Here is a 25,100-nt window from a genome sequence, read left to right as displayed (position 1 = left end):
ATTAGAATTCAAGAATGGAAATCCTGTTGTGAGATCATTTACAGGTTTAATCCAATATTTAAGGGATGACTCATGTTTTTATTCTACTATTTTATAACTTATCATACCCCCATTTATCAAAGGCATAAGACCAATTTGCATTAACTTTATCAATGGTCTCTTGTGGAAAGTTGTATTGATGTTTTTTGTGCGTTCCTAAGCTTTCTATATACTCATTCATTACTCCTTTCACATTAGAGAAGTCTCCTAAATCTAATTGCTTATAAATTGTATCTAAGTACCCTAAGTTATCCTTTGAAAACTCTTCATACTTTATTTCAATTAAATTTTCTTTCGGAATTAGCTTTTTATCTGTTTCGTATTTATCATACATTTTTGTAAATACTTTTAAAATATTTTCATCTAACTCTTCATCTGAAATATCTTGAAACTGCTGACTTGGTAGTACTCCTTTAAAGAACCTTACCGTTGAACCAAAAACTTCGTATGGATTTCTATATATGTAAATGAATTTTGCATTTGGATAAATTTTCAATAATTCATCAACTCTGGCTGTATTAGGAGGGTTTTTAGATAGAAATCTTTCTCCTTTTGTTTGCCATAATGCTAGTTTGGCAAAACGTTTATATGTAGTTCTCCATAATTCTTTATCTTCTTCAGATAATCCCTTTCCTAATAATACTCTATCAAATATTTCTTGTGTCTGCTTAGGAAAGTACCAGAAGTAATAGAAACTCATATCATGTAAATTTCCTAAGGCAAATTCTTCTTCCTGAGGAAATAATGGATCTAATTTCAAACCATCTGCAGGTCTTTCTTTAGGCATCAACTGTCTCATTAATTGAATAAAAAGATTTCTACCAAACATTAATGCATTTGGAAAAACACTTTGAAATGTATTTACGAAACCAAACTGTGGATCTTTACTTAATAAATTATGTAAATGCGTAGTTCCACTTCTCCAATGACCAAGAACAAACACAGGATCTTTACCTATTTCGTTCTTATCTATTTTATTATATAACCAATCACTATTAATCTTTTCAATTGGATAGCAAAGGGTACTTATAAGTTTAGCCTTGTTATATTTTGATTTGAATTGAGGTTCTATTTTATATTGGTTTTCAATTTTTTTGAAATTTGATAATGAACTCCCTGATAGAGTTGCCATATCTAAGTTATCAAACGATGCCATATTATTGAGTAGTTAAGTGTTTTTTTGATTATCTATTATTTAGAACGCTGTTACCTAAATAAAGACTGAAGAAATTAATATTTATTTAGAAATAAACAGTATTATCAATATATAAATTACTTATGTAATATTTTAGATATTAATCAACTTTTACAAAGCTTAAACAGAACATTAATCATCAATGGGTGATTTGTTAAAAAAAGAACTAAATGTAAATTTCATATAACTATTAAGATGTCATATAGTAATAAATGAATAATATAGAGCTCAATTGTTAACAAATATTGTTTATTAAAAATGATTTCCATAAACTTGTATCAGCAATAAAGGAAGTAAGAAATTAACAATTTTATTTCTTTTTTGTTACACTTTAATAAAGAAACAAACTAATATTACAAACAATTTTTTACTAGACTGAGTGTAAAGACAAACTTTCAACTAAACTAAATTTACACCCAACTTTTTTTAGTACAAAATTAACAAAAAAAGAGTCATTCATATTTTGAACAACTCTCTAATTACTTACTTAGATACAAGAACTTCACAAACTTCACTTCATTAGGTTTAGTAGCAGCATAACAGCTAGTTACTAAACCTATTTTTTTTACCCTACTGCAATTTCTAATAAATCACCTTTCAGATATTTATTTGTCATGTTCTTTATATCTTCTGAAGAAATCGATTGGATTCTACTAACATAAGAATCATAATAATCGAAACTTAATCCTTTCTTATATAAAGACTTTGTAATTTCTAAAAGAGATAAATTAGAATTTATAGACATTACAAAATTACCCGTCATGTAATTTTTTACTGTAGTCAATTCATCTTCTGATACTAATTGACTTGCAAGAATATCTATTTCCTTATAAATTTCTTCCAATGCTAAATCTTTAAGATCTTTTTTAACATCAGAAGCTATTAAAAAATAACCTTGATTTATTTCATTTCTAAAAGAAGAATGAATACCATAAGAAAGACCTTTTTCTTCTCTAATGTTCTTCATTAATCTTGACCCAAAATATCCCCAAGGGTTTCATTCATTACTGAAAATGCTTCTAAATCACTATTAGGTAATGAAAATGTAGGACAACCAATTCTTATACTTGTTTGAACAGCATCATCTTTATCCTCATATATTTTTAATGATGACGTTGCTATTTTATTTACAAAAGGAGGGTATTCTAATATAGCACTAGAACGGTTAAACTTAATAGCACCTAAAACCTCCTTAATTGTATCTATTTCTCTATCACTTATATCTCCAGCTATAAATAAATCAAATGGAGAATGTAAGATATTTTTAAGGTAATAATTTTCCACAACCCCAATGTCATAATCTAACAGCTCTTCAGAAGTTAAAGATTGTCCATAAGGATGGCTTGTTCCATAAAAGTTTTCTCTAAATAACTTAGTAGCTATAAAGGATGTTTTCTCTTCACTTAACTTTTTCTGTTGAATCATTACTTGAAGAATGTGTTGAAACTCTTTCTCCGAAAATTCTGACTCCGTTAAATACCTTTTTACCATCGCTACAACCTCTCCAAAATATCGAGTTAAACAATGTCCATTTATAGTAAAAGAATCAATATCACTTGATACAGAGATTATTGCTCCAAATGCTTCAAGTTTTTGATGTATCTGAGCACTATCCATTCCTTTTAAACCTTCTCCTAACATTTTAGATGTTAAAGAGGCACTACCTAAAGATTTTTCTACCAGTTTACCTCCTTTAATAGATAAAGTAAAATGAATAATTGGTTGAGAAGAATTTTTTAAAATGAAAACCTTACTTGAATTCTCTAATTCTAAAATTGATGGTTTTAAAACTGAAAAATCCTGAACAGGATAAGAATTAGGAGCTATTTTTCTATCTAGAATTTGATTCATATGGATGTTTTTCAGTACTGTTTCTTAAAGTAAGAAGCCATAAAATAAAGATGGTTAATAATTAAGTTATAATATTAATGGGTAAACAAGATAAAATTTAAAAAATTAACATTGATTGACCGAGAAAAAACTACTTAATTAATACTAAGATTTATGGATAATTCCTTAAATATAAAAAAGGTGAGATAATTTATACTACCTCACCCTACTTAAAAATATTTTATATGATATTAAATATCATCAGCATCTAATGCTCCTCCACCTCCTTGAGATGATTTATTTCCACCACTTCTTTTGGTTTTAGCACTTTTAGATTGTTCACCAAAATTAAACGATAAAGTAAATCTTAATGTGTCTTCTAAAGGATTATTTCGCTTAAATGATAATAGATAAGAAAAATCTAAAGTAACCACTTGATACTTAATACCTAAACCCATCTGCATATATTGACGGTCTCCTTTTTCAGGATTCTCATAGAAATAACCCACACGTGCTGCAAACATATCATTATACCAATACTCTGCACCAACACTCCACATAATCTCTTTCATTTTTTCAGAGAACCCACCTGGAGCCTTAGATAAACCATACCACATTCCTTGAAGTACACCTACAGATTTGTAATCATAAGTACTATCTGGTGTAGGTACTAATAATTTATTGATATCAATACCAAAAGTAATTTTATTATATGGATCTAACTCTGTCGTTAAAGTAGTACCTAAGCGTAAATTAGTTGGTAAAAAATCTTCTTGACTTTCATTCGAATAATTCATTTTAGTACCAATATTCGAAATATTCCAACCCCAAGCAAAAACAGCATTATACTGCCCTAAATTCACATCAGGATTAACCCAATAACCAGAAATATCAGCAGCAAAAGCATGCCCAGGCTTACTATCTTGAGCACCACTAGAAATTGACCCAGCTAAATTTGAATATATATATCTTCCTGATACAGCCATACTGTACCTATTTGAAAGTTGCATTGCAAAATGACCATCAAAAGAATATTCTCTCGGGTTAAAAGTTCTTGTAACACTACCTTGATTATCAGTAAAATCTATACTTCCTAAATCAAAATAGCGCATACTAGCACCAATGGTCTGACGATCATTTAATTTATAGTATCCAGATAAATAACTTAATGCCATATCTCCAACAATCTTTTGTAGCCATGGATTATAAGATAATGAGACACCATATTCATCATCAATACGAGCATATTTAGAGGGGTTCCAATGTGATGAATTTACATCAGCAGATGTTGCAGCACCCATATCACCCATTGCTGCACCCCTAGCTTCTGGTGCAATTGTTAGAAATGGTACAGCTGTAATTATAGGATTACTATTTTGGTCTTGGCCTACAATTTGAGATTGTGCTAAAACATTTACTGTACTAAGTACAGATAACAATATAAATATTGATTTAACTTTTAAGTTGATCATAACTGTGATTTGAACTATAAAATATATAGATTTCTTTAAAAAATTACCTCTCTTGATAGAGGTCTCTATAAAATTGAGTATAGTTATGTATAAGCTAGGAATTTAAGTTTCCTTAAATATAGTAAAGATTAACAAAAAAAATGAAAAATACTTTAAAATAAAACAATTCTAGTTGTCTTAAAAGTACTTAAATTCAAGCTGTGGCATTCTATTATCAATTGAACAACATACATGCCACTTATTAAACCATAATGAGATCTTAAGCCTTTATATTGTAATGTTGTAATCTCTTCAACATTCTCAAATTCATTAACTGTAGATAATACTGTATTACCATTCATTGCAATAATATTTGATGTAACAGTAATATCTTGCCCAACAACATTATTTGAAAAACGTAAGTCCATATTTTCATCAATAGGGTTTGGAAAAGCAACCAAGTCTGTTATTTCTAATTCTGATATTGGACTTACAATTACATTTATTGTTTTTTCTGCTCTATTATTTAAAACATCCCATACTTCTATAGTAAATGAATGTTCTCCTTCTTCAAGGTCATTTAAAGGAAAAACTAAAGAATAAGTATTCTCTACTCCTTCTTTTGGCATTAAAAATTCATTTAAAATCCATTCCTCACTACCATTATCCATTGATAATTTTATGTCGTGCCCTGTACCAATTCCTGATATATTTATACCACTTTCGTCAAAAAATTCTGCATATAAATAACTATCTGGTGGTATTGTACTTGCCGATGAATCTCCATTAAAATACATCTTTATCTCTGGAGGAACTGTTTCAGTAACAGGATTAGATGATGTTCCTCCAATTATTATATCGACATCACTTCCTATCGCATCAAAAGATGTGTTATTAGCATAAAAACTTAATTTTGCAGTTCCATATGCGTAACGAATATCTTTAGGTACTACAAAATCAAAAGCAAAATCACCTTCTATAACAGACACAACCCCTCTAAATAGCTGATACTTCCTTTCCAAATAATTAAAAACAGTTACTGATCCATCATTACCTCTAGTTGAAGATTCTGTTACTTTTTCATATAACGTTAGATAAATATTACCATTAAAATTTTTGTCTTTTACTCCATTAATAGTCACTTCTCCTTCCAATAAAACAGAGTCAAGTGCTTTAATAGTATCAGTAGAAGTATATTGATTATGATTAAGTGTTGTTAGGTTTATTTCTCTAGTTGAAAGATCTAACATCATAGATGGATCACCCAATAATGCAAAATTTCGATTATTTACACCTGAAAGACTATTATTCTTAGTTCTCATCATTACCTGCCCTAAACTAGAATAATTATTATTTTGATCTTTTAAAAAAACATAATCATAAAAAGCTTTATTGATCTTAAAATTACTTGATGCATATACCGGTCGTGTTGTTGTTAGTAAAGAAATTGCACCTCCTTTTGGGTTAAATAATAATCGTTCTGCACTTGACATTATTGCAGGATTATCATATCTACCAAATTCACATGTAGCAGTTAAGAATAGTGGTAGTTTTGTATAATTAGAAAAATTATTAATCATATCAACGGTTAATATTGCTTCTTCAGCCCAATTTGTAATAGAGCCATGGCCACTATAATTAACAATTAAAACACCCTCATTATTAACCCAATTATTAATACTTTCATTAGATTCAGGTGATAAAGCTCCTGATGGAGTTGATTCTTTTGGGTAATTATCAATATAAACTCTTTTTGAATCAAAATCTGAAAATGTTTCTTCGACATAGGTTGCTAAATCATTTGCATCTCCTTGATGAGTATTAGTATCACCGTCATCTGCAACAAAAAGGACCCTTTTCTTCCAAGAGTCTAAATTTGTAGAAAGTGTATCATAATTAATTATTCTATCAACCAATATTTCCGCATCTTCTAATGTTCTGGCGGGTAAGCGACCTATACCTATTTCTAAATCATAATTTTCTACACTACCATCAATATCTTCTGCCCAAAACCCTTCATTTTCATCTAGAAAACCAATATAATCATCAGACGAATATGTTTTAGTTCTCTGTAATACGTCTCTAGACTCATAAATGGCTACTTTACTTCCACCTTCTTGTTTAATACCTTTATAATCATATGATCCTTGTCCAAATAAAAGTACATTCTTTAATTTTTGAGAGTTATTAGTATATAGTGTTCTTATAAAGTCTCTTATCGCTGAAATATCTTGTCTACCTGATGAATATTCATTATAAATTTGCTCTACATCAACTACTCTAACGTCAATAGAGTTCGTTGTAGATCTATGTTGAGCTAATTTATTGGCTTGATTTAAATATTCTCCATAAGATATAATTAATAAATTCGGTGTTTGTAAATCTCTTATATTTTGATTCGATAAATTACCTACTAATTCAGGGGATATTAAATCATCAATATTAAAAGCAGCAATAGATGTAAGTTGCTGTTTTCTTATTGTAGTAATTTTATTATTGGATATATTTAATGACGTGATATTTAAAGGATCTGAAACGTCCCACAAATATTCAAAGACTGTATTTATCGAAATTGTAGCACCATCTACATTTGATGGCAAAATTTCATGATATACAAAGTTATTCTTATACGTAGCAATATTTCTTTTCGTATTAATTGTAAAGTAATCAATATACCCTTCTGAATCTGATTGAGGTTTACTATAAGAAACATCCAAATTTAAATTATCACCTATATCATTTATTGTAAAAGGTTTAAATAAATTATTTTCCATGTAACCTTGTCTTCCATACCTGTATGAATTAAAGTCTCTAGCTCCACGAACAACTACTTCACCTCTTTCTGTACCTAATAAAGATACTGAAAATGTACTTTCTGCTCTTGATTTTGCCATCACGCCACACTTTATCATCATCTCAGTTGATGTATTGATTGGGTTAAAATCGATGACTATTGCTTGTGAAGACTCTGTTGTTAAATCTTCACCAAACCAATATCTTCCAGACGGCTCACTTAAAGCTGTAATTAAATCTTTTTCATGATGTACTACTTCTATTAAACTAGAAAAAGATTGTGGAGTTGAAGGAGTTCTATTCTCAATAACGACTCTGTTCTTAGAGTTTTGACCTCCTATTTTTAAAAAGTAATAATTCGCTTCATCATATAAATTAAATTCCGTAGAAATAAAATGATTTACTGAATCTATAACCAAAGCATTAGGACCCTCTCCATAAAAAATAAAAATATCTGATGATGAAATTTTATTATTGTCTTCTCCTACAAATTTTATAGATATTTCTGTTAAAGAAGATGGCCTTGCTTTGTTATTTGGTTGAGGTAACATACCATATCCAAAACCATATATAGCAATATCTTCAGGAGATAGATTTGAAACATCAATTCCTAATTCAGTAAATACAGCATTATCAATTTTATATATACCTGTTTTATTTACTTTCAATTTATAAATACTTCCATCAGATAAAGGCCCTTGAGAAAAAGCATTTATAGAAAAAATAGTAATCAATAAAATGATATCTAAATAAAAAGTGTTGGTTTTATAGGAGTTATTCATGAATGAAAGATTGATTCTACTTAAAGTTATCAAAAACTATACAATAAGAACAAAGTGGTGTTTAGTTTAACAACAAAAAAGCATAATCAAGATTTAACTTAATTATGCTTTTAATATATTTTGCTATCAATTCAGCAAAATTCCATGGTGAAAATACAATTAGTCTTGTATTAACTCTAAGAATCTTGTGAATAGATATCGAGAATCATGAGGTCCTGGCGAAGCTTCTGGGTGGTATTGTATAGAGAATGCTTTCTTATCCAACACTTTTATACCTTCTACAGTATCATCATTTAAATTGATGTGTGTAAGTTCAATGTTGTCATTCTTCTTAATACTATCCATGTCAACAGCAAAACCATGGTTCTGTGAAGTAATTTCAGATCTTCCTGAGATCAAATTTTTCACAGGATGGTTAGCACCTCTATGTCCATGATGCATTTTGTAAGTAGATAAACCTACTGCTCTAGAAATAACTTGATGTCCTAAACAAATTCCAAATAAAGGTTTATCCGCCTCTAATATTTGTTTCGCAGTTTCTACTGCATAATCCATTACTGCAGGATCACCAGGTCCATTTGACAAGAAATAGCCATCTGGTTTCCATTGCTTCATTTGCTCAAAAGTGGTATTCGATGGAAATACTTTACAAAGCATTCCTCTAGAAGTAAAGTTATCTAGTATAGATTTCTTAATTCCTAAATCCAAAACTGCTACTTTTACTGCAGCATGAGGATCTCCAACACTGTAAGGTTCTTTTGTACAAACTACAGAAGATAATTCTAAACCTTCCATATCTGGTGTTGCTTTTAATTTTTTCTTAATTTCATCTAAATCAGAAATTTCAGAAGTAATTATAGCATTCATTGCCCCTTTTTGGCGGATATGACGTACTAATTCTCTAGTATCAATATCTGCTATACCAACAAGGTTAGCATTTTCTAAATAATCTTGAAGTGAGCCTTCAGCAGTGTTTCTTGAATATACACTTGAAAAACTTTTCACTACAAGCCCATTAATTTGAGGTTTAGCAGACTCGTTTTCATTGTGAACAGTACCATAGTTTCCTATGTGAGAAACTGTGTTTACAATAATTTGTCCGTAATAAGAAGGGTCTGTATAAATTTCTTGATACCCTGTCATACTTGTGTTGAAACAAATTTCACCTGTTGTTGTACCAATTGCTCCGATGGCCGTTCCTTTATAGGTAGTACCGTCTTGCAGCATTAAAATTGCCGTCTTCTTCTCCATTGCTATTAACGTCTAGTTTAATTCAGATTGCACAAATTTAATAAAATAGTCAGAACTATTAAGAAATAGACATAAAAAAAGGGAAATGATTAAAAAAATCATCTCCCTTTCTATATTTTAATGATAAATCATCAGAATAATTATTCAGCTGATTCTTCATTATTTTCAGTTTCAGTAGCTGCTGCTTCTGAACCTGTAGATTTCTTTTTACTACGACGAGTTTTCGTCTTCGTTTCTTTCACATTGTAAACTTCGTTGAAGTCAACAAACTCGATCATTGCCATTTCAGCACCATCACCTAAACGACGACCTGTCTTGATAATACGAGTATATCCACCTGGACGATCAATGATAGCATCACGTACAGTAGAGAATATTTCTGCTGTAGCTTCTTTATCACGAAGGTAAGAGAATACAACTCTACGAGAGTGCATTGTATCGTTCTTTGCCTTAGTTACTAATGGCTCAACATAAGTTCTTAAAGCTTTAGCTTTAGCAACAGTTGTGAAAATACGCTTGTGCTCAATAATAGAACAAGCCATATTTGCAAGCATAAGCTCTCTATGCTTCTTTTGTCTACCTAAGTGGTTGAATTTTTTACCGTGTCTCATTTCACCTGAAATTAATGATAAAGCCGTATTAGGAACTTTACCAATTTATAAAATTATTTTGTGGACTTGTAAACAATAAATAAGCCGTAGCTTACTTCTTGCCGGTGATTTCAGTAATTGCCGTGCCCAAGGAACAACTACCTATCAGAAGTTTGTTACTAATCTTCGTCTAAACGATATTTTGTAACATCCATTCCGAATGAAAGATTTCTATCAGACATTAATGTTTCTAACTCAGTAAGAGATTTCTTACCAAAGTTTCTGAATTTCATCATATCAGAAATCTCCAAAGATGCTAAATCTCCTAATGTTTTCACATCAGCAGCTTTTAAGCAATTATATGCACGAACTGAAAGCTCAAGGTCTGCAAGTGATGTTTTAAGTAGCTTACGCATTCTTAAGTATTCATCATCTATTTCAACTGCTTCTCCTCCTTCCATGTCATCAATGATCATATTCTTATCAGAGAATAACATGAAGTGCTGAATCAAAATGTTCGCAGCTCCTTTCAACGCTTCCTCAGGATGGATAGATCCATCTGATTGGATTTCTATAACCAATTTTTCAAAGTCAGTACGATCGTCAACTCTGTGGCCTTCGATATGGTATTGAACATTTTTAATAGGTGTAAAGATTGCGTCAATTGGAATAAAACCAACAATATCGTCAGCTTCACTTTCTGTTTGTTCATCAGCAGATAAATATCCACGGCCGTTTTGAATAGTCAATTCAACCTGAAGATTTACACTCTCATCCAAATTACAGATTACAAAGTCCGGGTTAAGAACTTCATATTCCTCAGTAAACTGAGTAATATCGCCTGCTTTAAATTCACTTTTACCGCTAAGGTTGACACTAACTTTCTGAGAAGGGTTCTCAGAATCCGTCTTAAAACGCACTTGTTTTAAGTTCAGAATCATTTCAGTTACGTCCTCTACTACACCATCGATTGTAGAATATTCATGAAGAACATTCGGAAATTTAATTCCTACGATAGCATATCCTTCTAGCGACGAAAGTAAAATACGTCTGAGAGCGTTACCTATTGTTAAACCGTAACCTTTTTCAAGTGGTTTAAATTCAAAAAGACCAGTGAAATCATCAGCCTTTTCTATTACCACTTTATCGGGTCTTTGGAAAGCAAGAATGGACATATAAAAGTTGTGGTTTTAATAAATTAATAAGATCTATACGAAAAGCTCCTAAGCATGATAAAAATAACACACTTAGAAGCTTTTTCCAAAGATCTATATTACTTAGAGTACAACTCGACAATAAGTTGCTCTTGAATATTTTCAGGAATCTCGTCTCTTTCTGGGAATTGAACGAATTTTCCAGTCATATTCTCAGCATTGTATTCTAACCAAGAATAAGCTGTACGTTGCTTACCAGAAGTAGCTTCCTTAATTACTTTGTTAGTTTGAGACTTGGCGCGAACACCAACAACGTCACCAAACTTCATAGTATATGAAGGAATGTTTACTACTTTACCGTTCACAGTAATGTGCTTATGCGATACCAATTGGCGCGCAGCACGACGAGTAGGAGCAAATCCTAAACGATAAACTGTGTTATCTAATCTAGCTTCAAGAAACTGTAACAAGTTAGTACCTGTTATACCAGATTTCATAGCTGATTTTTCAAAAATATTACGGAACTGGCGCTCCAATACACCGTAAGTGTATTTTGCTTTTTGCTTTGCAGCAAGCTGGATAGCATATTCAGACTGCTTTCTGCGTCTGTTTTTTCCATGCTGTCCCGGAGGATATGCCTTCTTTTTGAGTTCCTTGCATGCCCCGAAGATTGGATCATTAAACTTTCTAGCAATCTTCGACGTAGGCCCTGTATATCTAGCCATTTCTCTAGAATTTTAGGAGTGTCTGTATTTATTAAATTCAGGAGGTGCCAATGATCTCTGTCGTGGCTTAAAACGACAGACCCTTGTTTCTTAACACACTCTTTGGTTTTGTTCTCAAAATGAGAGAGTCTAAAACTTAGACTCTTCTACGTTTTGGAGGACGACAACCATTGTGAGGTAGTGGAGTACAATCTTTGATGATTGTAACTTCAATACCTGAGTTTTGTACGGTACGGATAGCAGCCTCACGACCAGATCCTGGACCTTTTACAAAAACCTCAGCTTTACGCATACCTAGGTCGAATGCTACTTTCGCAGCATCTGATGACGCTTGTTGCGCAGCGTAAGGAGTGTTTTTCTTTGAGCCTCTAAAGCCCATCTTACCAGCTGAAGACCAAGAAATAACTTGTCCTTCTTTGTTGGTGAAAGAGATGATAATGTTGTTAAAAGAAGCTTTGATATGAACTTCTCCCTCCTGAGTAACATTAACTACTCTTTTCTTCGCTTTTTCGTTTTTTCTTCTTTGAGCCATAATTCTTAATGTTCAGCTATTAGCTAGGAACTAAATTATTTCTTCTTGTTTGCAACTGTCTTACGCTTACCCTTACGAGTACGTGAGTTGTTCTTGGTATGTTGACCTCGAACAGGCAAACCTCTTCTGTGACGCAATCCTCTGTAACATCCGATGTCCATCAATCGCTTGATGTTCAACTGAATTTCAGATTTTAATTCACCTTCGATTTTGTGACCTTCTGTGATAAGTTCACGAATCTTTTGTGATTCTTCGTCTGTCCAATCTTGGACTTTTTTATCCTCGCTTACTCCAGCTTCAGCAAGAATAATTGCCGCTGACGATTTACCAATTCCAAAGATGTAAGTTAACGAAATTACACCTCTTTTATTATTAGGTATGTCAACACCTGCAATACGTGCCATGTTTTACTGTGAACGGTTACTGTGTAAAACTTAATTTTAACTTGCTAATTGTACTAAAAATTATCCTTGACGTTGCTTATGTCTTGGATTCTTTTTGTTAATAATGTACAACTTGCCATTGCGGCGGATGATTTTATCATCTGCGCTGCGTTTTTTGATAGAAGCTTTGACTTTCATTGCTCCGGTTTTTTTAAGAAAACGTGAAATTCCCTGATTAAAATGTCAAGGCACTCGAAAGTCGCCTATCCATGCTCAGTCTACCCATAAGAAGTAAAACATCACATGCACTCAACCTACCTTCTTTAATGCAAAAATAGAGGGATTAATTCCTTTATTTTGTTACTGCCTGTTAATCTAAATGAATAAAATTAAACATCGGCCTGCAAAGATAGACATTTTTTTGAATTATTTATATCTATAAACAATTCTTCCTTTAGTAAGATCATATGGAGACATTTCTAAACGAACTCTGTCACCTGGGAGAATACGAATGTAATGCATACGCATTTTACCAGATATATGTGCTACAACCTGGTGACCATTCTTTAACTCCACACGAAACATCGCGTTAGAAAGTGCCTCTACGATCGTACCGTCTTGGGTAATGTTTGATTGTTTTGGCATTTGATATTAACTTTAAAATGGATATACTTCCTCAATGTACTTGAACGTTGTCAACACTTCAGTTTTACCATCTACGATAGCTACTGTGTGCTCATAATGGGCTGAAGGCTTACGATCTCTCGTGCGTATTGTCCATCCATCCGCATCTTGTGTTATTGCTCTAGTTCCTAGATTAATCATAGGCTCTATTGCAATCACTAAACCGTCTTTGATTTTCAATCCTCGGCCCCTTTTCCCATAATTAGGTACTTCTGGTTTTTCATGAAGGTTTTTACCTAATCCATGTCCTACCAATTCTCTAACTACTCCATAACCATGCATTTCTGCATGTTGCTGAACAGCAAAACTTACATCACCAATTCTATTATTGACTTTGCATGCTTCCACACCTTTCTGAAGAGATTCTTGCGTTACCTTTAAAAGTTTCATCGTACTTGCTTCAACTTCTCCTACTGGATAAGTATAAGCACTATCGGAATGAAATCCATTTAAAAACACACCACAATCTAGTGATATAACATCACCACTTTTCAATTCATAATCAGATGGAATACCATGAACAATAACATCGTTAAGCGACATGCATAATGTTGCAGGAAATCCATTATAATTCAAGAATGAGGGGTGAGCCCCATTATCCTTAATAAAATCATGAGCGATTTTATCAAGAGTATTAAGGCTAACCCCTTCTTTAATATTCTTTGCGACCTCACCATGCGCACGGCCGAGTAAATCGGCACTAATACGCATTAATTCGATCTCTTCTTCTGTCTTGTAGTATACCATTAGACTGTTGCCACATTTTGGCGCCCTTTGATATTCCCAGACTTCATCATTGAATCATAATTTTGCATAAGCAAATATGACTCAATTTGCTGTAATGTATCTAAGATAACACCCACCATAATAATTAGTGAAGTACCACCATAGAACCTAGAGAATGCAGAACTTACACCTAACATACTTGCAAAAGCAGGTAATATAGCAACTACAGCTAAGTAGATTGCAGAAGGTAAAGTAATACGGTCTAGAATCCAGCTAATAAAACCTGAAGTTTCTTCACCTGGTTTGACATTTGGTACAAATGCATTATTTCTTTTCAAATCTTCTGCCATCTGATCAGGATTTATCGTGATCGCAGTGTAGAAGTAGGTGAAAAGTAAAATCATTGTTGCAAATGTAGCGTTATATGCAAAAGATGTGTAATCAGAAAAATTCTGCATTACCCATCTTGCTGTATCGCTTTCATCGGCCCAAACGCCTGCGATCAATGAAGGAAGGAACATCAGTGATTGAGCAAAGATAATAGGCATAACGTTCGCAGCATTCACCTTTAAGGGAATGTATGAACGTTGGCCTGTAGCAAGCGTACGCTTTTTACCTCCAGCTCCAACAACCTGACGTGCGTATTGCACTGGTACTTTACGAACAGCAGCGTTCAATAGAACAACTCCCATTACGATAAAGAATAAAGCTACTAATTCAACAACCAATAAGATACTAAAACCTTGTGTTTGGAATTCTTGAATAATAGCAGTAGGAAAACTTGATATAATACCAATCATGATCAGCATTGATATACCGTTTCCAATTCCTTTCTCCGTGATTTTTTCACCAAGCCACATACAGAATACTGTACCTGCAGTCAAGATAATCATGGCTGCTGGGTAGAATAGTGACTGGTTGATTACGATTGCCTCGTTAGGAATAGTTGAATATAAATATCCAGATCCTTGTGCGAGTGTAATCACGATCGTCAAAACACGCGTAATTTGGTTAATGCGTTTACGTCCTGACTCTCCTTCTTTCTGCATACGCTGAAAGTAAGGTACAGCCATCCCTAATAACTGAATCACGATGGATGCAGAAATATAAGGCATAATACCAAGAGCAAAAATTGATGCACGCGTAAACGCACCACCTAAAAATAGGTTTAACATCCCTAGCATACCTCCTGAAGATTCAGTAAGTGCACTAGGATCTACTCCTGGAAGGACGATATACGACCCCAATCTAAAAATCGCTAGGAAACACAGAGTGTAGAAAATTCTACCTCTGAGCTCCTCGATTGAAAAAATGTTCTTCAGTGTCTTGACAAACTTATTCATAGCTTCTTACAATGTAATCGCTTTTCCGCCTGCTTTTTCGATTGCCTCTTTAGCAGATGCAGAGAAAGCGTTCGCCGAAATCTCTACTGTTGCAGTTAAAGCACCATTCCCAAGAACTTTAATTTTATCGTTCTTTGAAATAATACCCAACTCCACGAATGTCTCAAATGCGAAAGTTGTTACGCCTTTTTCCTCAACAAGCTTTTGGATACGATCCAAATTGATTGCGTTGTATTCAACTCTAAAAGGAGAGGTGAATCCGAACTTAGGTACGCGACGTTGTAATGGCATTTGACCTCCTTCGAAGCCAAATTTCTGACTGTAACCAGAACGAGACTTAGCTCCATTGTGGCCACGTGTAGACGTGCCTCCACGACCAGAACCTTGTCCACGACCTATGCGCTTATTTTGGCGAACTTTTCCACCTTTCGCAGGACTTAGTGTATGCAGTTTCATGACTGTTTCCCAATTAATACCTTTAAAGTACTAATGCCTTGTGCAAAAGTACAAAGAATTTACAACTCTTCCACGCTGATTAGGTGATCAACAGCCTTAACCATGCCAAGGATCTGAGGATTAGCTTCCTTCTCCACAGATTTGTTGATTTTTCCTAGACCAAGCGCTTTAATTGTGCGTTTTTGTCTTTCAGGACGACCGATCAACGATCTAACCTGAGTAATACGGATCTTTGCCATAACAGATTAAATTTATTGATTAGCCGTTAAAAACTTTGCTCAATTTCACTCCGCGTTGGTCAGCTACCATGCGTGGATCACGCAATTTAAGTAGTGCATCAAAAGTTGCTTTAACCACGTTATGTGGGTTAGAAGAACCTTGTGACTTTGCCAATACGTCGTGAACACCTGCTGATTCTAGTACTGCACGCATCGCACCACCTGCGATAACACCAGTACCTGCAGAAGCAGGTTTGATAAGAACACGTCCTCCACCAAATTTACCTTTTTGAAGATGTGGAACAGTACCTTTCAATACTGGAACCTTCATTAAGTTCTTTTTAGCGTCGTCGATGCCTTTAGTAATTGCGTCAGTTACCTCGTTGGCTTTACCCAAACCATAACCTGCAACACCATCACCGTTACCTACAACTACGATTGCAGAAAAGCTGAAGCGTCTACCGCCTTTAACTACCTTAGCTACACGCTTGATAGCAACAACTTTTTCTGTAAGCTCTAGATCGGCTGATTTTACTTTTGTTACGTTCTGTTTCATTTCTGACAACTCTTTAGAATTTCAAACCACCTTCTCTAGCACCTTCTGCTAACGCTTTCACTTTACCATGGTAAAGGTAACCGTTACGGTCAAAAACAACCGTAGAAATACCAGCAGCAGTAGCTTTTTCAGCAACCTTTTTGCCTACTTCTGAAGCTAAAGCTATGTTCGTAGATTTGCTTTCAGCATTAATCTCACGAGAGCTTATAGCAGCAACAGTACGGCCGTTTAGGTCGTCGATCAACTGCACATAAATTGCAGTATTACTCTTATATACAGAGAGTCTAGGACGTTCTGGCGTACCAGAAACCTTCTTACGAATGCCCCTTTTGATTCTCAGTCTTCTCAGATCTTTCTTAGTGGCCATACTTGTTATTTTTTACCAGCAGCTTTACCTGCTTTTCTTCTAATCTCTTCACCAACATACTTCACGCCTTTACCTTTATATGGTTCTGGCTCTCTGAATGAGCGAACTTTAGCAGCTACTTGTCCTACCAATTGCTTGTCCACACCTTCGATGTGAACTACAGGCGGTTGACCTTTTGCTGTTTCAGCACTCACCTTAATTTCCGCTGGAACTTGGAAAAGGATTCGGTGTGAATAACCAAGATCAAGGTCTAATAATTGACCTTGTACCGATGCTTTAAAACCAACACCAACTAACTCTAATGATTTTTTGTATCCTTCAGATACACCAATCACCATGTTTTGAGTTAAAGCTCTATAAAGACCGTGCAAAGAGCGGTGGTCTTTATGGTCTGAAGAACGTCCAAAACGCACTTCAGAACCTTCAATCTCAACGTTGATGTCTTTCTTGATTTCCTGTGTTAACTCTCCTTTCTGTCCTTTCACTACTAATACGTTAGCATCAGTTACTGAAATTTCGACACCTGAAGGAATAGTTACAGGTTTTTTACCAATTCTTGACATGGTTTTCTAATTAAGGCTTAAGTCTTCTAAATACTATGTATTGAAGAGCGGTCAGCCATTTTGTTAAAAGTATTCTTTTACTCTTAGTAAACGTAGCAAAGTACTTCGCCACCAACATTCAATTCACGTGCTTCTTTGTCAGTCATCACACCTTTCGAAGTTGAAAGGATTGCGATACCTAAACCATTAAGTACACGCGGCATGCTCTTAGCGTTAGCATACTTACGGAGACCTGGACGTGAAATACGTTCCAAATCAACTACCGCAGGTTGCTTAGTTACGGGATGATACTTTAATGCGATTTTGATCACACCTTGAGTATTTACACCATCCTCGAACTTGTAGCCTTGAACGAAGCCTTTCTCATGCAGTACCTTAGTCATTTGCTTCTTAATTTTAGAAGCAGGAACTTCTACGATTCGCTTATTCGCGCTAATCGCGTTTCTAAGCCTCGTAAGGTAGTCTGCTATAGGATCTGTCATTGCCATTGCTTGCAAATATTTTTACAGCACATATAGTGCCGTAGGTTCCTAAATTTTAATTACCAGCTCGATTTTGTAACGCCTGGGATTTTACCTGCTGATGCCATCTCACGGAAAGTAACACGTGAGATACCAAATTTACGCATGTAACCTTTTGGACGTCCAGTTAGTTTACAACGATTGTGTAAACGTACTGGTGAAGAGTTTTTAGGAAGTTTATCTAAACCTTCCCAATCACCTGCTTCTTTTAGAGCTTTGCGCTTGTCTGCGAACTTTGCCACAAGTCTTTCACGCTTACGCTCTCTCGCTTTTATCGCTTCTCTTGCCATAGTTTCTCGTGTTTACTGCTTTTTCTTAAAAGGCATTCCAAATAACTTGAGTAACTCGTAAGCTTCCTCATCAGATTTAGCAGAAGTAGTGAACGTAATGTCCATACCTGTTACTTTTTTCACTTGATCAAGTTTGATCTCAGGGAAAATGATCTGCTCCTTAACACCTAAAGTGTAGTTACCACGACCATCCAATTTATCTTTGATACCTTGGAAGTCACGTTCACGAGGAATAGCAATTGTGATCAAACGATCTAAGAATTGATACATTCTGTCACCTCTTAAAGTTACACGAGCGCCAATTGGCATATCCTCACGTAATTTGAAGTTCGAGATTGATTTCTTTGACATCGTTGGAACTGCTTTTTGACCTGCAATAGTAGTTATTTCTTCTATTGCAACATCTACGAGCTTTTTATCTGCAACTGCCTCACCAACACCACGGTTGATGATAATCTTTTCCAATTTTGGAACTTGCATTACAGACTTGTAATTGAAACGTTCTTTTAATGTAGGAACGATTTCTGCCTGGTATTTGTCCTTTAATCTTGTCGCTGTAGCCATTAGTCGATAAATTTTCCAGTGTTCTTAGAATATCTTTTCAACTTACCGTTTTCGTCTAGCTTACGACCTACGCGAGTTGATTTACCCGTTTCAGGATCGATTAACATGATGTTAGAGACGTGAATTGGCGCTTCCATTTTTTTCACTCCACCTTCTGGCTTTTCAGCAGTTGGTTTAATGTGTTTGGTTACCATATTCACTCCTTCAACAGTGGCACGCTCCTTCTCACGATCGACAGTAAGTACTACACCTTCTGTACCTTTATGGTTACCAGAGATGATCGCTACTTTGTCGCCTTGTTTGATATGGAATTTTCTATTCATAACTCTTAGAGTACCTCAGGTGCTAACGAAACGATTTTCATAAATTGCTTCTCACGAAGCTCTCTTGCGACTGGTCCGAAGATACGAGTGCCTCTCGGCTCATCTGTAGCAGTTAATAAAACTGCTGCATTGTCTTCGAAACGAATGTAAGAACCGTCCTTTCTACGAACTTCTTTTTTTGTTCTTACAACAACCGCTTTAGATACAGTCCCTTTCTTTACATTTGAAGAAGGGATAGCTGATTTCACAGAAACGACAATTTTGTCGCCCACGCTAGCATAACGCTTACGTGTACCACCCAATACGCGGATACAAAGTACCTCTTTTGCGCCTGAGTTATCTGCTACTGACAGTCTTGATTCCTGTTGTATCATTGTCCTATCCTATTAAGGATTCTTTACTTGGTGATTGTAAAATTTTAATTTTTTTGATGGTTAGAAAAATTGAATTACTTCGCTTTCTCTACTACCTCCACCAATCTCCAACGTTTACGCGCGCTCAATGGGCGCGTCTCCATGATTCTTACGGTATCTCCGATACCGGCAGTGTTACCTTCGTCGTGTGCCATAAATTTCTTCGTCTTCTTGATATACTTACCGTACATCGGGTGTTTTTGACGTGTTTCCACTACCACCGTGATTGACTTGTCCATTTTGTCACTTACAACTACTCCGGTACGTTGCTTTCTGAAATTTCTTTCCATTGTCAGGTATCTTAGTTGTTAACTTTCTCGATAGCTCTTAAAACCATCTTCTTGTTTACAGGTGCTAAAAACGTATTCTTTTGCAAGAACTCTACCGATGTTTCACGAGTAACGTTTTCCGCTTTAACCTTTTCCTCCAATTCAATAGTTACTCTAACATGTAACTCAGTCTTAAGACGTGCTACTTGCTTTCTAAGTATTCCTAATTGCATTGGGTTCTCCAATGGTGAAACTGCATGAGCATAAGCAAGATCTTCTAATTGCTTTTGAGAAGTTTTAACATTCTCTGCAAGCTCTTCTGAAGACATGCCTTTCACCTGTTCCTTTAGATCTTTTGTTTTCATCTCTCAGCTTATCCAACGTAGTCTGGTCTGACCACAAACTTCACTTTGATTGGGAGCTTTTGGGCAGCCAATCTCATTGACTCCTGTGCTCTTTCAATTGATACTCCATCAGATTCGAACAAGATTGTTCCGGCTTTCACTGGAGCAACCCAATAAGCAGGGGCACCTTTACCCTTACCCATACGTACTTCGGCTGGCTTTGCTGTAACTGGTTTATCAGGGAAGATTCTAATCCATACCTGACCTTCACGTTTCATCGCACGAGTCATCGCAATACGAGATGCCTCAATTTGACGAGCAGTAATCCAGCTACCTTCAAGTGCCTTTAGACCGAAGCTACCAAAAGAGATGCTATGGCCGCGTTGAGCAACACCATGGCTTCTACTTCTTTCTTTCTGTCTCTTTCTGAACTTGACTCTTTTTGGCTGTAACATTGTCGATTCTGTTATTTACCCACACACAGGAACTTCCTGCGATGTCTAAGTGCACAAACGTCTCGGAATACTTAAGCTCGAATGGCTAAATTCCAATATAACAGAATTAATATTTCTTATTACAAAGTAGTTTAGGACTTTCGCTTATGTCTATAAATAAACGTAGTTTCCCGAGGTTTGGACTGCAAAAGTATAACACTTTTTTTTGTAAAACAAGTAGTTAGCAAAAAAAAGCACCTAATTAAATATCTTTTACAATTCCTTACTTATTTATATACGCTTTCATATTAATCAACTGAATTCTAGCACTAATAGTTAGTTTTGTTGACAAACATTTGAATTTACTCTACTTACTGGGTAGTTTAAATTTTAATAAAATAGGTGCAGAACCCGTTAGGCCATATTTACTTTTTCCAAATTCTGAAACGGATACTCCGTTATTATCAAAACCTACCCATATTTCATTATTTTTTACCATTAGAGCTTCAGCCATTCCATATTTAACTGGTTCATACAAACGCTCTCCTTTATTACTAACTGATTTTCTAAAACTGTAATGTGCTATTTCTTTATTATTTTTGGGATCTATTTTAACTATACACATTCCATTCCTTTCTAATGCGTATAAATAGCCTTCATAGAAGCATAGATCTGCATAATCATTACTACACTTATTGGATGTCTTAAAAACTTCAATTATTTCTAATGATTTTAGGTCAATCTTAATTATTAGTTTTGGCTGTCTTTCTTTAGCTAAATACAATACATTCTTATCGACATCAATTGCTACACCTTCAAAACCAGCATTATGTAACCATTCTTTTTTAGGTGATTCTAAAGTCTGCCAATTTATCAACAGTTTATTTAAAACTCTTGATTGTAAGTTTAAGGTATAGACTTCATTATTAGATTCATTTATCAAATAAGCTATATCCCCTCCAATAGCAATTCCTTCAAGATCAATTTTTCCTTTTATTGGTATATCAGCAATAGGAGAAACAGTAAAGTTTTCAATATCCCAATTCACTTGATAAATAAATGGATTATCCTTTTTATCTGCTACTACAAAAATTGAATCTTTATAATGAGATATACCACTAAGATCATATCGGTAAGTATATTCAAATAATTGTTTTAATGTAATTAGTTCTAATTCAGTCTTTTTTTGGGCATAAGATGATACGCACCCAAAAACTAAAAGTGTTAAAGTAATGAAGTTTTTCACGAGTTTGATTGTTCAGTTTATTCTTTCAATTCTTCTACCCATTGTAACGCCCCAATATCGGGAGTAGTAGTACGTGGGTTTCCAATTTGATCAATTGTTATATTAGGTATACTAAGTGCTTTTCCTCTTGCTGGACTATCGTCTGCCAAAGAAAAATTATAAGAATATGGATATCTAAAATATGGATCTTGATTTAAGATGTTATTATCAGAATACTCATCAGAGGTTGTTTTAATTATATTATTCGTTAGTGAAACTAATGACACCCCGTCTGAAACATTAAATTCATTTGATAAACTACCCCAAATAATATTATTAGTAAGTGTAAGTTTAATTTCTTCATTGTCTTGGGTGTTATCCAATATAGATTCAAAAGCAACTGACGGAACATCTCTATAATAACCTGTATTTTCGTTTACAATAGTATTATAAAGAAACTCACAAACTCCTCCTGATGCTTGAGCAAATGCATAACTAACCGTGTGACTAATAATTGTATTTACTATTCTAACATCTGCTTTTATAGAGGATACTCCAACTAATGATACATTATGAATTGTTGAATTTTGGATATCTAAATCAATAACATCATCATTATCTGGATGATATATATAAAGGCCATAAGTAGAGTTTTTTATATGAGAACCATATATCTTATTATCATGACTTAATGAATCAAATATCACACCTCCCCATTGTCCCGGTGAATTTTCATACTTTCCATCTAACCTCTTACTTTCTAAGCAAATAGTATCTTGAGGGGTTCCCAATAATTGAAGAGATCCACTGACTTGAATTTTTGCATTATTATCAAAAACTAACCTTGCTCCAGCATTAATAGTTAATGAAGAACCTTCTGTTATATATAAAGAATCTATCAATAAGTAAGTTCTACCAGGATCCCAAATTAAATCGCCTATTACTACATTACCTCCAGCTATGTAGTAAGGATCTTCTCCGAATGCATTTAAAACAACATTTTGCTTATTACCATTAGTAAAAAGATTAACATCCGCACTAAACTCACGTATAGTGCTCTCATCTTCATATGGAATATTAGCTTCAGCCACTATAATCATACTATCTCCTCCCCTCAAAAAAGTATTCTCTACAGAACTAGATGCATCTCCATTTATTAATAATGAATATACATCATTGGGATCGTTTAGTGATATCTCAGATATATTTATAGCATTTCCACTTGGATTATAAACTGTAAACCTTTTCGCAATACTGCTCATATCTATATTTTCATCTTCTTTAGATGTATAAAGCGTATCAAAAAAAACAGTATCCTGTGAAAAAATCAAAGAGATGCTAGGGTCTGTTGATAAAACCTCATCTGTTGGTTCACATGAAGGTAATGTAAATAGTAACCCCAAAAGTGTCGTTATAAAAAGATGCTTAAGCTCCAATAGTTTATTTGTTTATGAATTTTTTATTGAATTGCTCGTAAGGAGCTTTATCAAAATCTTGTTTTTCTACTGCTTGGTGAACATTTGATGGTTTTACCCAATCTAAAAATCCTTTTCGCCATACATAGGCTAAGCCTAAAATAAGTATTCCTACAAATAAAAATATCTCCACTAATGCAAACCAGCCCCAGATACCATTTGTACTTTCAATTTTATCAGGATCCCCAAAAACAGTTGCCCAAGGAAATAAGAATAATATCTCTACTTCGAATAATAAAAATATTAATGCAACAATATAAAACCTAATATTAAAACTCCCCCATGCAGAGCCAATAGGATCCTCACCACTTTCGTAAGTAGTTAACTTCTCTTCGCTAGGACGTCTGGGTCTCAGTATCATAGCTGTAAACAACCCTCCAAGAGCGAAGATTAAGCCAACAAGTATAAATAAAAAGATATTCCCGAAGTCTGTTAGTAATTGATTACTCATATTTATAGAAAAATAGAAACTTATGTAGTTCTTTTGTGAATAATTTCGATAAAAATACTAACCATATAAACACTATCATAACATGGCCGTACTTTTTGAAACATTTTTAGAGTGGAAAGAGTATTGTGACAAGAAAAAAGTCCCTCTATTTCAACCTGTTTTAGATTATGAAATACGAGAAAAAGAGCGTACTCAAGAAGAAATTGAAGATGCACTAGAAAAAGCATATTTCGTTATGCGAGATGCCGTAAAAACAGGACTTAATGAAGACATGACTTCCCGATCAGGTATGATTGAGAATGGTGGTAAAAAAGTAAAAAAATCACCTATTAATGTCCTTTCTGAAGAATTTAAGCTACTTATTGCTCGTGCATTAGCAGCAAAAGAAGTTAATTCTTGTATGGGTAGAGTTGTTGCTGCACCTACTGCTGGAGCTTCTGGTATTTTACCTGGTGTTCTCGTCACTTTACAAGAAATTCATAATATTCCTGATAAAAAAATTCATGAAGCCTTATTAATTTCTGCAGGCATCGCATTAATTATGGAAAAAAAATCTGGGATTGCAGGTGCAGTAGGTGGATGCCAAGCTGAAACAGGTACCGCTGCTGCAATGGCTGCCGGTGCTATTACATTTTGTCTTGGAGGTTCTATTGATATTATTTTTAATGCCGTTGCTATTACTACGCAATGTATGCTTGGATTAGTTTGCGATCCGGTTGCAGGTTTAGTTGAAGTTCCATGCGTTGTAAGAAATGCTAGTGCTGCTGCAATTGCAAATTCTTCTTCGCAAATTGCCTTAGCAAATGTTAGTGGAGTAATTCCTGTTGATGAATGTGTAGATGCAATGGGAGAAGTAGGACAAAGTATGGAAGACCGTTACAAGGAAACTGCCATGGGAGGACTTGCTGCTACTCCCACAGGGAAAGCAATTTCTAAAAGGGTATTAATATCTGATATAGATATTATAGATTCTTCTGATGAATAAATTTTAATGAAAAAAGGCTGCTTAATTTTAGATTAAGCAGCCCTTTATTTTAGTAGATTTTACTATAGAACGTAGCCTTGAAATTTTTTATTCAATTCAACACGGTTTCTTTCCTTTTCTTCAGCTGTGTATAATTCTAAGTTTTTTAATGCCGTCTCAAACTGGTTC

General features: G+C 34.3%; 32 protein-coding genes. 1 reads left to right on the top strand and 31 read right to left on the bottom strand.

All coding sequences use genetic code 11. The annotated features are described in order from the left end of the window. Positions 1–91: 91 nt before the first annotated feature. From EI427_RS00240 to EI427_RS00090, 31 genes are all read right to left on the bottom strand, one after another. Positions 92–1,195, bottom strand: coding sequence for a sulfotransferase family protein (locus EI427_RS00240; RefSeq protein ID WP_126610632.1), 1,104 nt, complete (start codon positions 1,193–1,195; stop codon positions 92–94). A gap of 604 nt (positions 1,196–1,799) precedes the next feature. Next, a complete protein-coding gene (locus EI427_RS00235; RefSeq protein ID WP_126610631.1) occupies positions 1,800–2,201 on the bottom strand; it encodes a M16 family metallopeptidase in 402 nt (133 codons plus the stop codon). Next, positions 2,201–3,085 carry a M16 family metallopeptidase gene (locus tag EI427_RS00230; protein ID WP_126610630.1) on the bottom strand — a complete coding sequence of 295 codons (885 nt, stop codon included), beginning with the start codon at positions 3,083–3,085 and terminating at the stop codon, positions 2,201–2,203. The genes EI427_RS00235 and EI427_RS00230 overlap by 1 nt, the downstream gene beginning before the upstream one ends. A 230-nt stretch (positions 3,086–3,315) precedes the next feature. Beyond that, positions 3,316–4,536 carry a type IX secretion system outer membrane channel protein PorV gene (gene porV / locus EI427_RS00225; protein WP_126610629.1) on the bottom strand — a complete coding sequence of 407 codons (1,221 nt, stop codon included), beginning with the start codon at positions 4,534–4,536 and terminating at the stop codon, positions 3,316–3,318. A 152-nt stretch (positions 4,537–4,688) separates the two neighbouring features. Further along, positions 4,689–8,090 (bottom strand): type IX secretion system sortase PorU, encoded by a 3,402-nt coding sequence (gene porU / locus EI427_RS00220; RefSeq protein ID WP_126610628.1) that lies wholly within the window; start codon positions 8,088–8,090, stop codon positions 4,689–4,691. A 159-nt stretch (positions 8,091–8,249) separates the two neighbouring features. Further along, positions 8,250–9,341 (bottom strand): glutamine-hydrolyzing carbamoyl-phosphate synthase small subunit, encoded by a 1,092-nt coding sequence (gene carA / locus EI427_RS00215; protein ID WP_126610627.1) that lies wholly within the window; start codon positions 9,339–9,341, stop codon positions 8,250–8,252. A gap of 140 nt (positions 9,342–9,481) precedes the next feature. Then, positions 9,482–9,952, bottom strand: a complete 471-nt coding sequence (rplQ, locus tag EI427_RS00210) for a 50S ribosomal protein L17 (RefSeq protein WP_126610626.1) — start codon at positions 9,950–9,952, stop codon at positions 9,482–9,484. Positions 9,953–10,110: 158 nt separating this feature from the next. After that, positions 10,111–11,106 carry a DNA-directed RNA polymerase subunit alpha gene (locus EI427_RS00205; protein WP_126610625.1) on the bottom strand — a complete coding sequence of 332 codons (996 nt, stop codon included), beginning with the start codon at positions 11,104–11,106 and terminating at the stop codon, positions 10,111–10,113. A 98-nt stretch (positions 11,107–11,204) separates the two neighbouring features. Next, positions 11,205–11,810, bottom strand: coding sequence for a 30S ribosomal protein S4 (gene rpsD, locus EI427_RS00200; RefSeq protein WP_126610624.1), 606 nt, complete (start codon positions 11,808–11,810; stop codon positions 11,205–11,207). A 136-nt stretch (positions 11,811–11,946) separates the two neighbouring features. After that, positions 11,947–12,342: a 30S ribosomal protein S11 gene (gene rpsK, locus EI427_RS00195; RefSeq protein ID WP_044228387.1), complete on the bottom strand. Its 396-nt coding sequence runs from the start codon at positions 12,340–12,342 to the stop codon at positions 11,947–11,949. 35 nt (positions 12,343–12,377) lie between these two features. Beyond that, positions 12,378–12,746: a 30S ribosomal protein S13 gene (gene rpsM / locus EI427_RS00190; RefSeq protein WP_126610623.1), complete on the bottom strand. Its 369-nt coding sequence runs from the start codon at positions 12,744–12,746 to the stop codon at positions 12,378–12,380. Positions 12,747–12,806: 60 nt separating this feature from the next. Continuing rightward, entirely contained in the window at positions 12,807–12,923 is a 117-nt protein-coding gene (rpmJ, locus tag EI427_RS00185; protein WP_126610622.1) for a 50S ribosomal protein L36, read from the bottom strand. Between the two features lie 228 nt (positions 12,924–13,151). Further along, a complete protein-coding gene (infA, locus tag EI427_RS00180) occupies positions 13,152–13,370 on the bottom strand; it encodes a translation initiation factor IF-1 (protein ID WP_126610621.1) in 219 nt (72 codons plus the stop codon). A 12-nt stretch (positions 13,371–13,382) separates the two neighbouring features. Next, entirely contained in the window at positions 13,383–14,156 is a 774-nt protein-coding gene (map, locus tag EI427_RS00175) for a type I methionyl aminopeptidase (RefSeq protein ID WP_126610620.1), read from the bottom strand. Then, positions 14,156–15,478, bottom strand: a complete 1,323-nt coding sequence (gene secY / locus EI427_RS00170) for a preprotein translocase subunit SecY (RefSeq protein ID WP_126610619.1) — start codon at positions 15,476–15,478, stop codon at positions 14,156–14,158. Before secY ends, map begins: the two co-directional genes overlap by 1 nt. A gap of 6 nt (positions 15,479–15,484) precedes the next feature. Next, entirely contained in the window at positions 15,485–15,934 is a 450-nt protein-coding gene (gene rplO / locus EI427_RS00165; RefSeq protein WP_126610618.1) for a 50S ribosomal protein L15, read from the bottom strand. A 59-nt stretch (positions 15,935–15,993) separates the two neighbouring features. Beyond that, the gene (rpmD, locus tag EI427_RS00160) at positions 15,994–16,173 is read right to left on the bottom strand and encodes a 50S ribosomal protein L30 (protein WP_126610617.1); all 180 of its coding nucleotides are present in this window, start codon (positions 16,171–16,173) and stop codon (positions 15,994–15,996) included. 19 nt (positions 16,174–16,192) lie between these two features. Beyond that, complete coding sequence (gene rpsE, locus EI427_RS00155) at positions 16,193–16,708, bottom strand: 30S ribosomal protein S5 (protein WP_126610616.1); 516 nt, start codon at positions 16,706–16,708, stop codon at positions 16,193–16,195. A gap of 13 nt (positions 16,709–16,721) precedes the next feature. Beyond that, complete coding sequence (rplR, locus tag EI427_RS00150) at positions 16,722–17,075, bottom strand: 50S ribosomal protein L18 (RefSeq protein WP_126610615.1); 354 nt, start codon at positions 17,073–17,075, stop codon at positions 16,722–16,724. Between the two features lie 5 nt (positions 17,076–17,080). Further along, entirely contained in the window at positions 17,081–17,638 is a 558-nt protein-coding gene (gene rplF, locus EI427_RS00145; protein ID WP_126610614.1) for a 50S ribosomal protein L6, read from the bottom strand. A gap of 83 nt (positions 17,639–17,721) precedes the next feature. Further along, positions 17,722–18,120: a 30S ribosomal protein S8 gene (gene rpsH, locus EI427_RS00140; protein ID WP_317125749.1), complete on the bottom strand. Its 399-nt coding sequence runs from the start codon at positions 18,118–18,120 to the stop codon at positions 17,722–17,724. Between the two features lie 59 nt (positions 18,121–18,179). After that, positions 18,180–18,449: a 30S ribosomal protein S14 gene (gene rpsN / locus EI427_RS00135; protein ID WP_126610612.1), complete on the bottom strand. Its 270-nt coding sequence runs from the start codon at positions 18,447–18,449 to the stop codon at positions 18,180–18,182. A gap of 12 nt (positions 18,450–18,461) precedes the next feature. Further along, positions 18,462–19,013, bottom strand: coding sequence for a 50S ribosomal protein L5 (gene rplE, locus EI427_RS00130; RefSeq protein WP_126610611.1), 552 nt, complete (start codon positions 19,011–19,013; stop codon positions 18,462–18,464). Continuing rightward, positions 19,013–19,336, bottom strand: a complete 324-nt coding sequence (rplX, locus tag EI427_RS00125) for a 50S ribosomal protein L24 (protein WP_126610610.1) — start codon at positions 19,334–19,336, stop codon at positions 19,013–19,015. Before rplX ends, rplE begins: the two co-directional genes overlap by 1 nt. A gap of 5 nt (positions 19,337–19,341) precedes the next feature. Beyond that, positions 19,342–19,710: a 50S ribosomal protein L14 gene (gene rplN / locus EI427_RS00120; protein WP_126610609.1), complete on the bottom strand. Its 369-nt coding sequence runs from the start codon at positions 19,708–19,710 to the stop codon at positions 19,342–19,344. A gap of 74 nt (positions 19,711–19,784) precedes the next feature. Continuing rightward, entirely contained in the window at positions 19,785–20,039 is a 255-nt protein-coding gene (gene rpsQ / locus EI427_RS00115; protein ID WP_126610608.1) for a 30S ribosomal protein S17, read from the bottom strand. 11 nt (positions 20,040–20,050) lie between these two features. Further along, positions 20,051–20,383 carry a 50S ribosomal protein L29 gene (gene rpmC, locus EI427_RS00110; protein ID WP_126610607.1) on the bottom strand — a complete coding sequence of 111 codons (333 nt, stop codon included), beginning with the start codon at positions 20,381–20,383 and terminating at the stop codon, positions 20,051–20,053. A gap of 8 nt (positions 20,384–20,391) precedes the next feature. Then, positions 20,392–20,817 carry a 50S ribosomal protein L16 gene (gene rplP, locus EI427_RS00105; RefSeq protein ID WP_126610606.1) on the bottom strand — a complete coding sequence of 142 codons (426 nt, stop codon included), beginning with the start codon at positions 20,815–20,817 and terminating at the stop codon, positions 20,392–20,394. 346 nt (positions 20,818–21,163) lie between these two features. Continuing rightward, positions 21,164–22,042, bottom strand: coding sequence for an SdiA-regulated domain-containing protein (locus tag EI427_RS00100; RefSeq protein ID WP_170178347.1), 879 nt, complete (start codon positions 22,040–22,042; stop codon positions 21,164–21,166). Positions 22,043–22,059: 17 nt separating this feature from the next. Beyond that, positions 22,060–23,424: a hypothetical protein gene (locus tag EI427_RS00095; RefSeq protein WP_126610604.1), complete on the bottom strand. Its 1,365-nt coding sequence runs from the start codon at positions 23,422–23,424 to the stop codon at positions 22,060–22,062. 37 nt (positions 23,425–23,461) lie between these two features. Continuing rightward, positions 23,462–23,947 carry an NADH-quinone oxidoreductase subunit A gene (locus EI427_RS00090; RefSeq protein ID WP_126610603.1) on the bottom strand — a complete coding sequence of 162 codons (486 nt, stop codon included), beginning with the start codon at positions 23,945–23,947 and terminating at the stop codon, positions 23,462–23,464. Between the two features lie 82 nt (positions 23,948–24,029). Between EI427_RS00090 and sdaAA the strand changes: the two genes are divergently transcribed. Continuing rightward, positions 24,030–24,932, top strand: a complete 903-nt coding sequence (sdaAA, locus tag EI427_RS00085; RefSeq protein ID WP_126610602.1) for an L-serine ammonia-lyase, iron-sulfur-dependent, subunit alpha — start codon at positions 24,030–24,032, stop codon at positions 24,930–24,932. The last annotated feature ends 168 nt before the right edge of the window (positions 24,933–25,100 follow it).

Origin of the sequence: Flammeovirga pectinis, assembly GCF_003970675.1 — a bacterium.
Lineage (GTDB): Bacteria > Bacteroidota > Bacteroidia > Cytophagales > Flammeovirgaceae > Flammeovirga > Flammeovirga pectinis.
The sequence above is the reverse complement of the archived record's forward strand: the minus strand, read 5'-3'. Positions and strand labels throughout refer to the sequence as shown.

Bases quoted from the DNA above. Each gene is read 5' to 3' on its own strand.
- rplF (WP_126610614.1), bottom strand. From the start codon at position 17,638: ATGTCAAGAATTGGTAAAAAACCTGTAACTATTCCTTCAGGTGTCGAA.
- rpmD (WP_126610617.1), bottom strand. From the start codon at position 16,173: ATGGCAAAGATCCGTATTACTCAGGTTAGATCGTTGATCGGTCGTCCT.
- EI427_RS00235 (WP_126610631.1), bottom strand. From the start codon at position 2,201: ATGAAGAACATTAGAGAAGAAAAAGGTCTTTCTTATGGTATTCATTCT.
- rpmC (WP_126610607.1), bottom strand. From the start codon at position 20,383: ATGAAAACAAAAGATCTAAAGGAACAGGTGAAAGGCATGTCTTCAGAA.
- rpsH (WP_317125749.1), bottom strand. From the start codon at position 18,120: ATGACAGATCCTATAGCAGACTACCTTACGAGGCTTAGAAACGCGATT.
- rpsN (WP_126610612.1), bottom strand. From the start codon at position 18,449: ATGGCAAGAGAAGCGATAAAAGCGAGAGAGCGTAAGCGTGAAAGACTT.
- rpsM (WP_126610623.1), bottom strand. From the start codon at position 12,746: ATGGCACGTATTGCAGGTGTTGACATACCTAATAATAAAAGAGGTGTA.
- porV (WP_126610629.1), bottom strand. From the start codon at position 4,536: ATGATCAACTTAAAAGTTAAATCAATATTTATATTGTTATCTGTACTT.
- rpsD (WP_126610624.1), bottom strand. From the start codon at position 11,810: ATGGCTAGATATACAGGGCCTACGTCGAAGATTGCTAGAAAGTTTAAT.
- rplR (WP_126610615.1), bottom strand. From the start codon at position 17,075: ATGGCCACTAAGAAAGATCTGAGAAGACTGAGAATCAAAAGGGGCATT.
- rplN (WP_126610609.1), bottom strand. From the start codon at position 19,710: ATGATACAACAGGAATCAAGACTGTCAGTAGCAGATAACTCAGGCGCA.
- map (WP_126610620.1), bottom strand. From the start codon at position 14,156: ATGGTATACTACAAGACAGAAGAAGAGATCGAATTAATGCGTATTAGT.
- rplQ (WP_126610626.1), bottom strand. From the start codon at position 9,952: ATGAGACACGGTAAAAAATTCAACCACTTAGGTAGACAAAAGAAGCAT.
- rpmJ (WP_126610622.1), bottom strand. From the start codon at position 12,923: ATGAAAGTCAAAGCTTCTATCAAAAAACGCAGCGCAGATGATAAAATC.
- rplX (WP_126610610.1), bottom strand. From the start codon at position 19,336: ATGAATAGAAAATTCCATATCAAACAAGGCGACAAAGTAGCGATCATC.
- EI427_RS00230 (WP_126610630.1), bottom strand. From the start codon at position 3,085: ATGAATCAAATTCTAGATAGAAAAATAGCTCCTAATTCTTATCCTGTT.
- EI427_RS00240 (WP_126610632.1), bottom strand. From the start codon at position 1,195: ATGGCATCGTTTGATAACTTAGATATGGCAACTCTATCAGGGAGTTCA.
- rpsQ (WP_126610608.1), bottom strand. From the start codon at position 20,039: ATGGAAAGAAATTTCAGAAAGCAACGTACCGGAGTAGTTGTAAGTGAC.
- infA (WP_126610621.1), bottom strand. From the start codon at position 13,370: ATGCCAAAACAATCAAACATTACCCAAGACGGTACGATCGTAGAGGCA.
- secY (WP_126610619.1), bottom strand. From the start codon at position 15,478: ATGAATAAGTTTGTCAAGACACTGAAGAACATTTTTTCAATCGAGGAG.
- EI427_RS00090 (WP_126610603.1), bottom strand. From the start codon at position 23,947: ATGAGTAATCAATTACTAACAGACTTCGGGAATATCTTTTTATTTATA.
- rplE (WP_126610611.1), bottom strand. From the start codon at position 19,013: ATGGCTACAGCGACAAGATTAAAGGACAAATACCAGGCAGAAATCGTT.
- rpsE (WP_126610616.1), bottom strand. From the start codon at position 16,708: ATGAAACAGAACGTAACAAAAGTAAAATCAGCCGATCTAGAGCTTACA.
- rplP (WP_126610606.1), bottom strand. From the start codon at position 20,817: ATGTTACAGCCAAAAAGAGTCAAGTTCAGAAAGAGACAGAAAGAAAGA.
- rpsK (WP_044228387.1), bottom strand. From the start codon at position 12,342: ATGGCTCAAAGAAGAAAAAACGAAAAAGCGAAGAAAAGAGTAGTTAAT.
- porU (WP_126610628.1), bottom strand. From the start codon at position 8,090: ATGAATAACTCCTATAAAACCAACACTTTTTATTTAGATATCATTTTA.
- EI427_RS00205 (WP_126610625.1), bottom strand. From the start codon at position 11,106: ATGTCCATTCTTGCTTTCCAAAGACCCGATAAAGTGGTAATAGAAAAG.
- rplO (WP_126610618.1), bottom strand. From the start codon at position 15,934: ATGAAACTGCATACACTAAGTCCTGCGAAAGGTGGAAAAGTTCGCCAA.
- carA (WP_126610627.1), bottom strand. From the start codon at position 9,341: ATGGAGAAGAAGACGGCAATTTTAATGCTGCAAGACGGTACTACCTAT.
- sdaAA (WP_126610602.1), top strand. From the start codon at position 24,030: ATGGCCGTACTTTTTGAAACATTTTTAGAGTGGAAAGAGTATTGTGAC.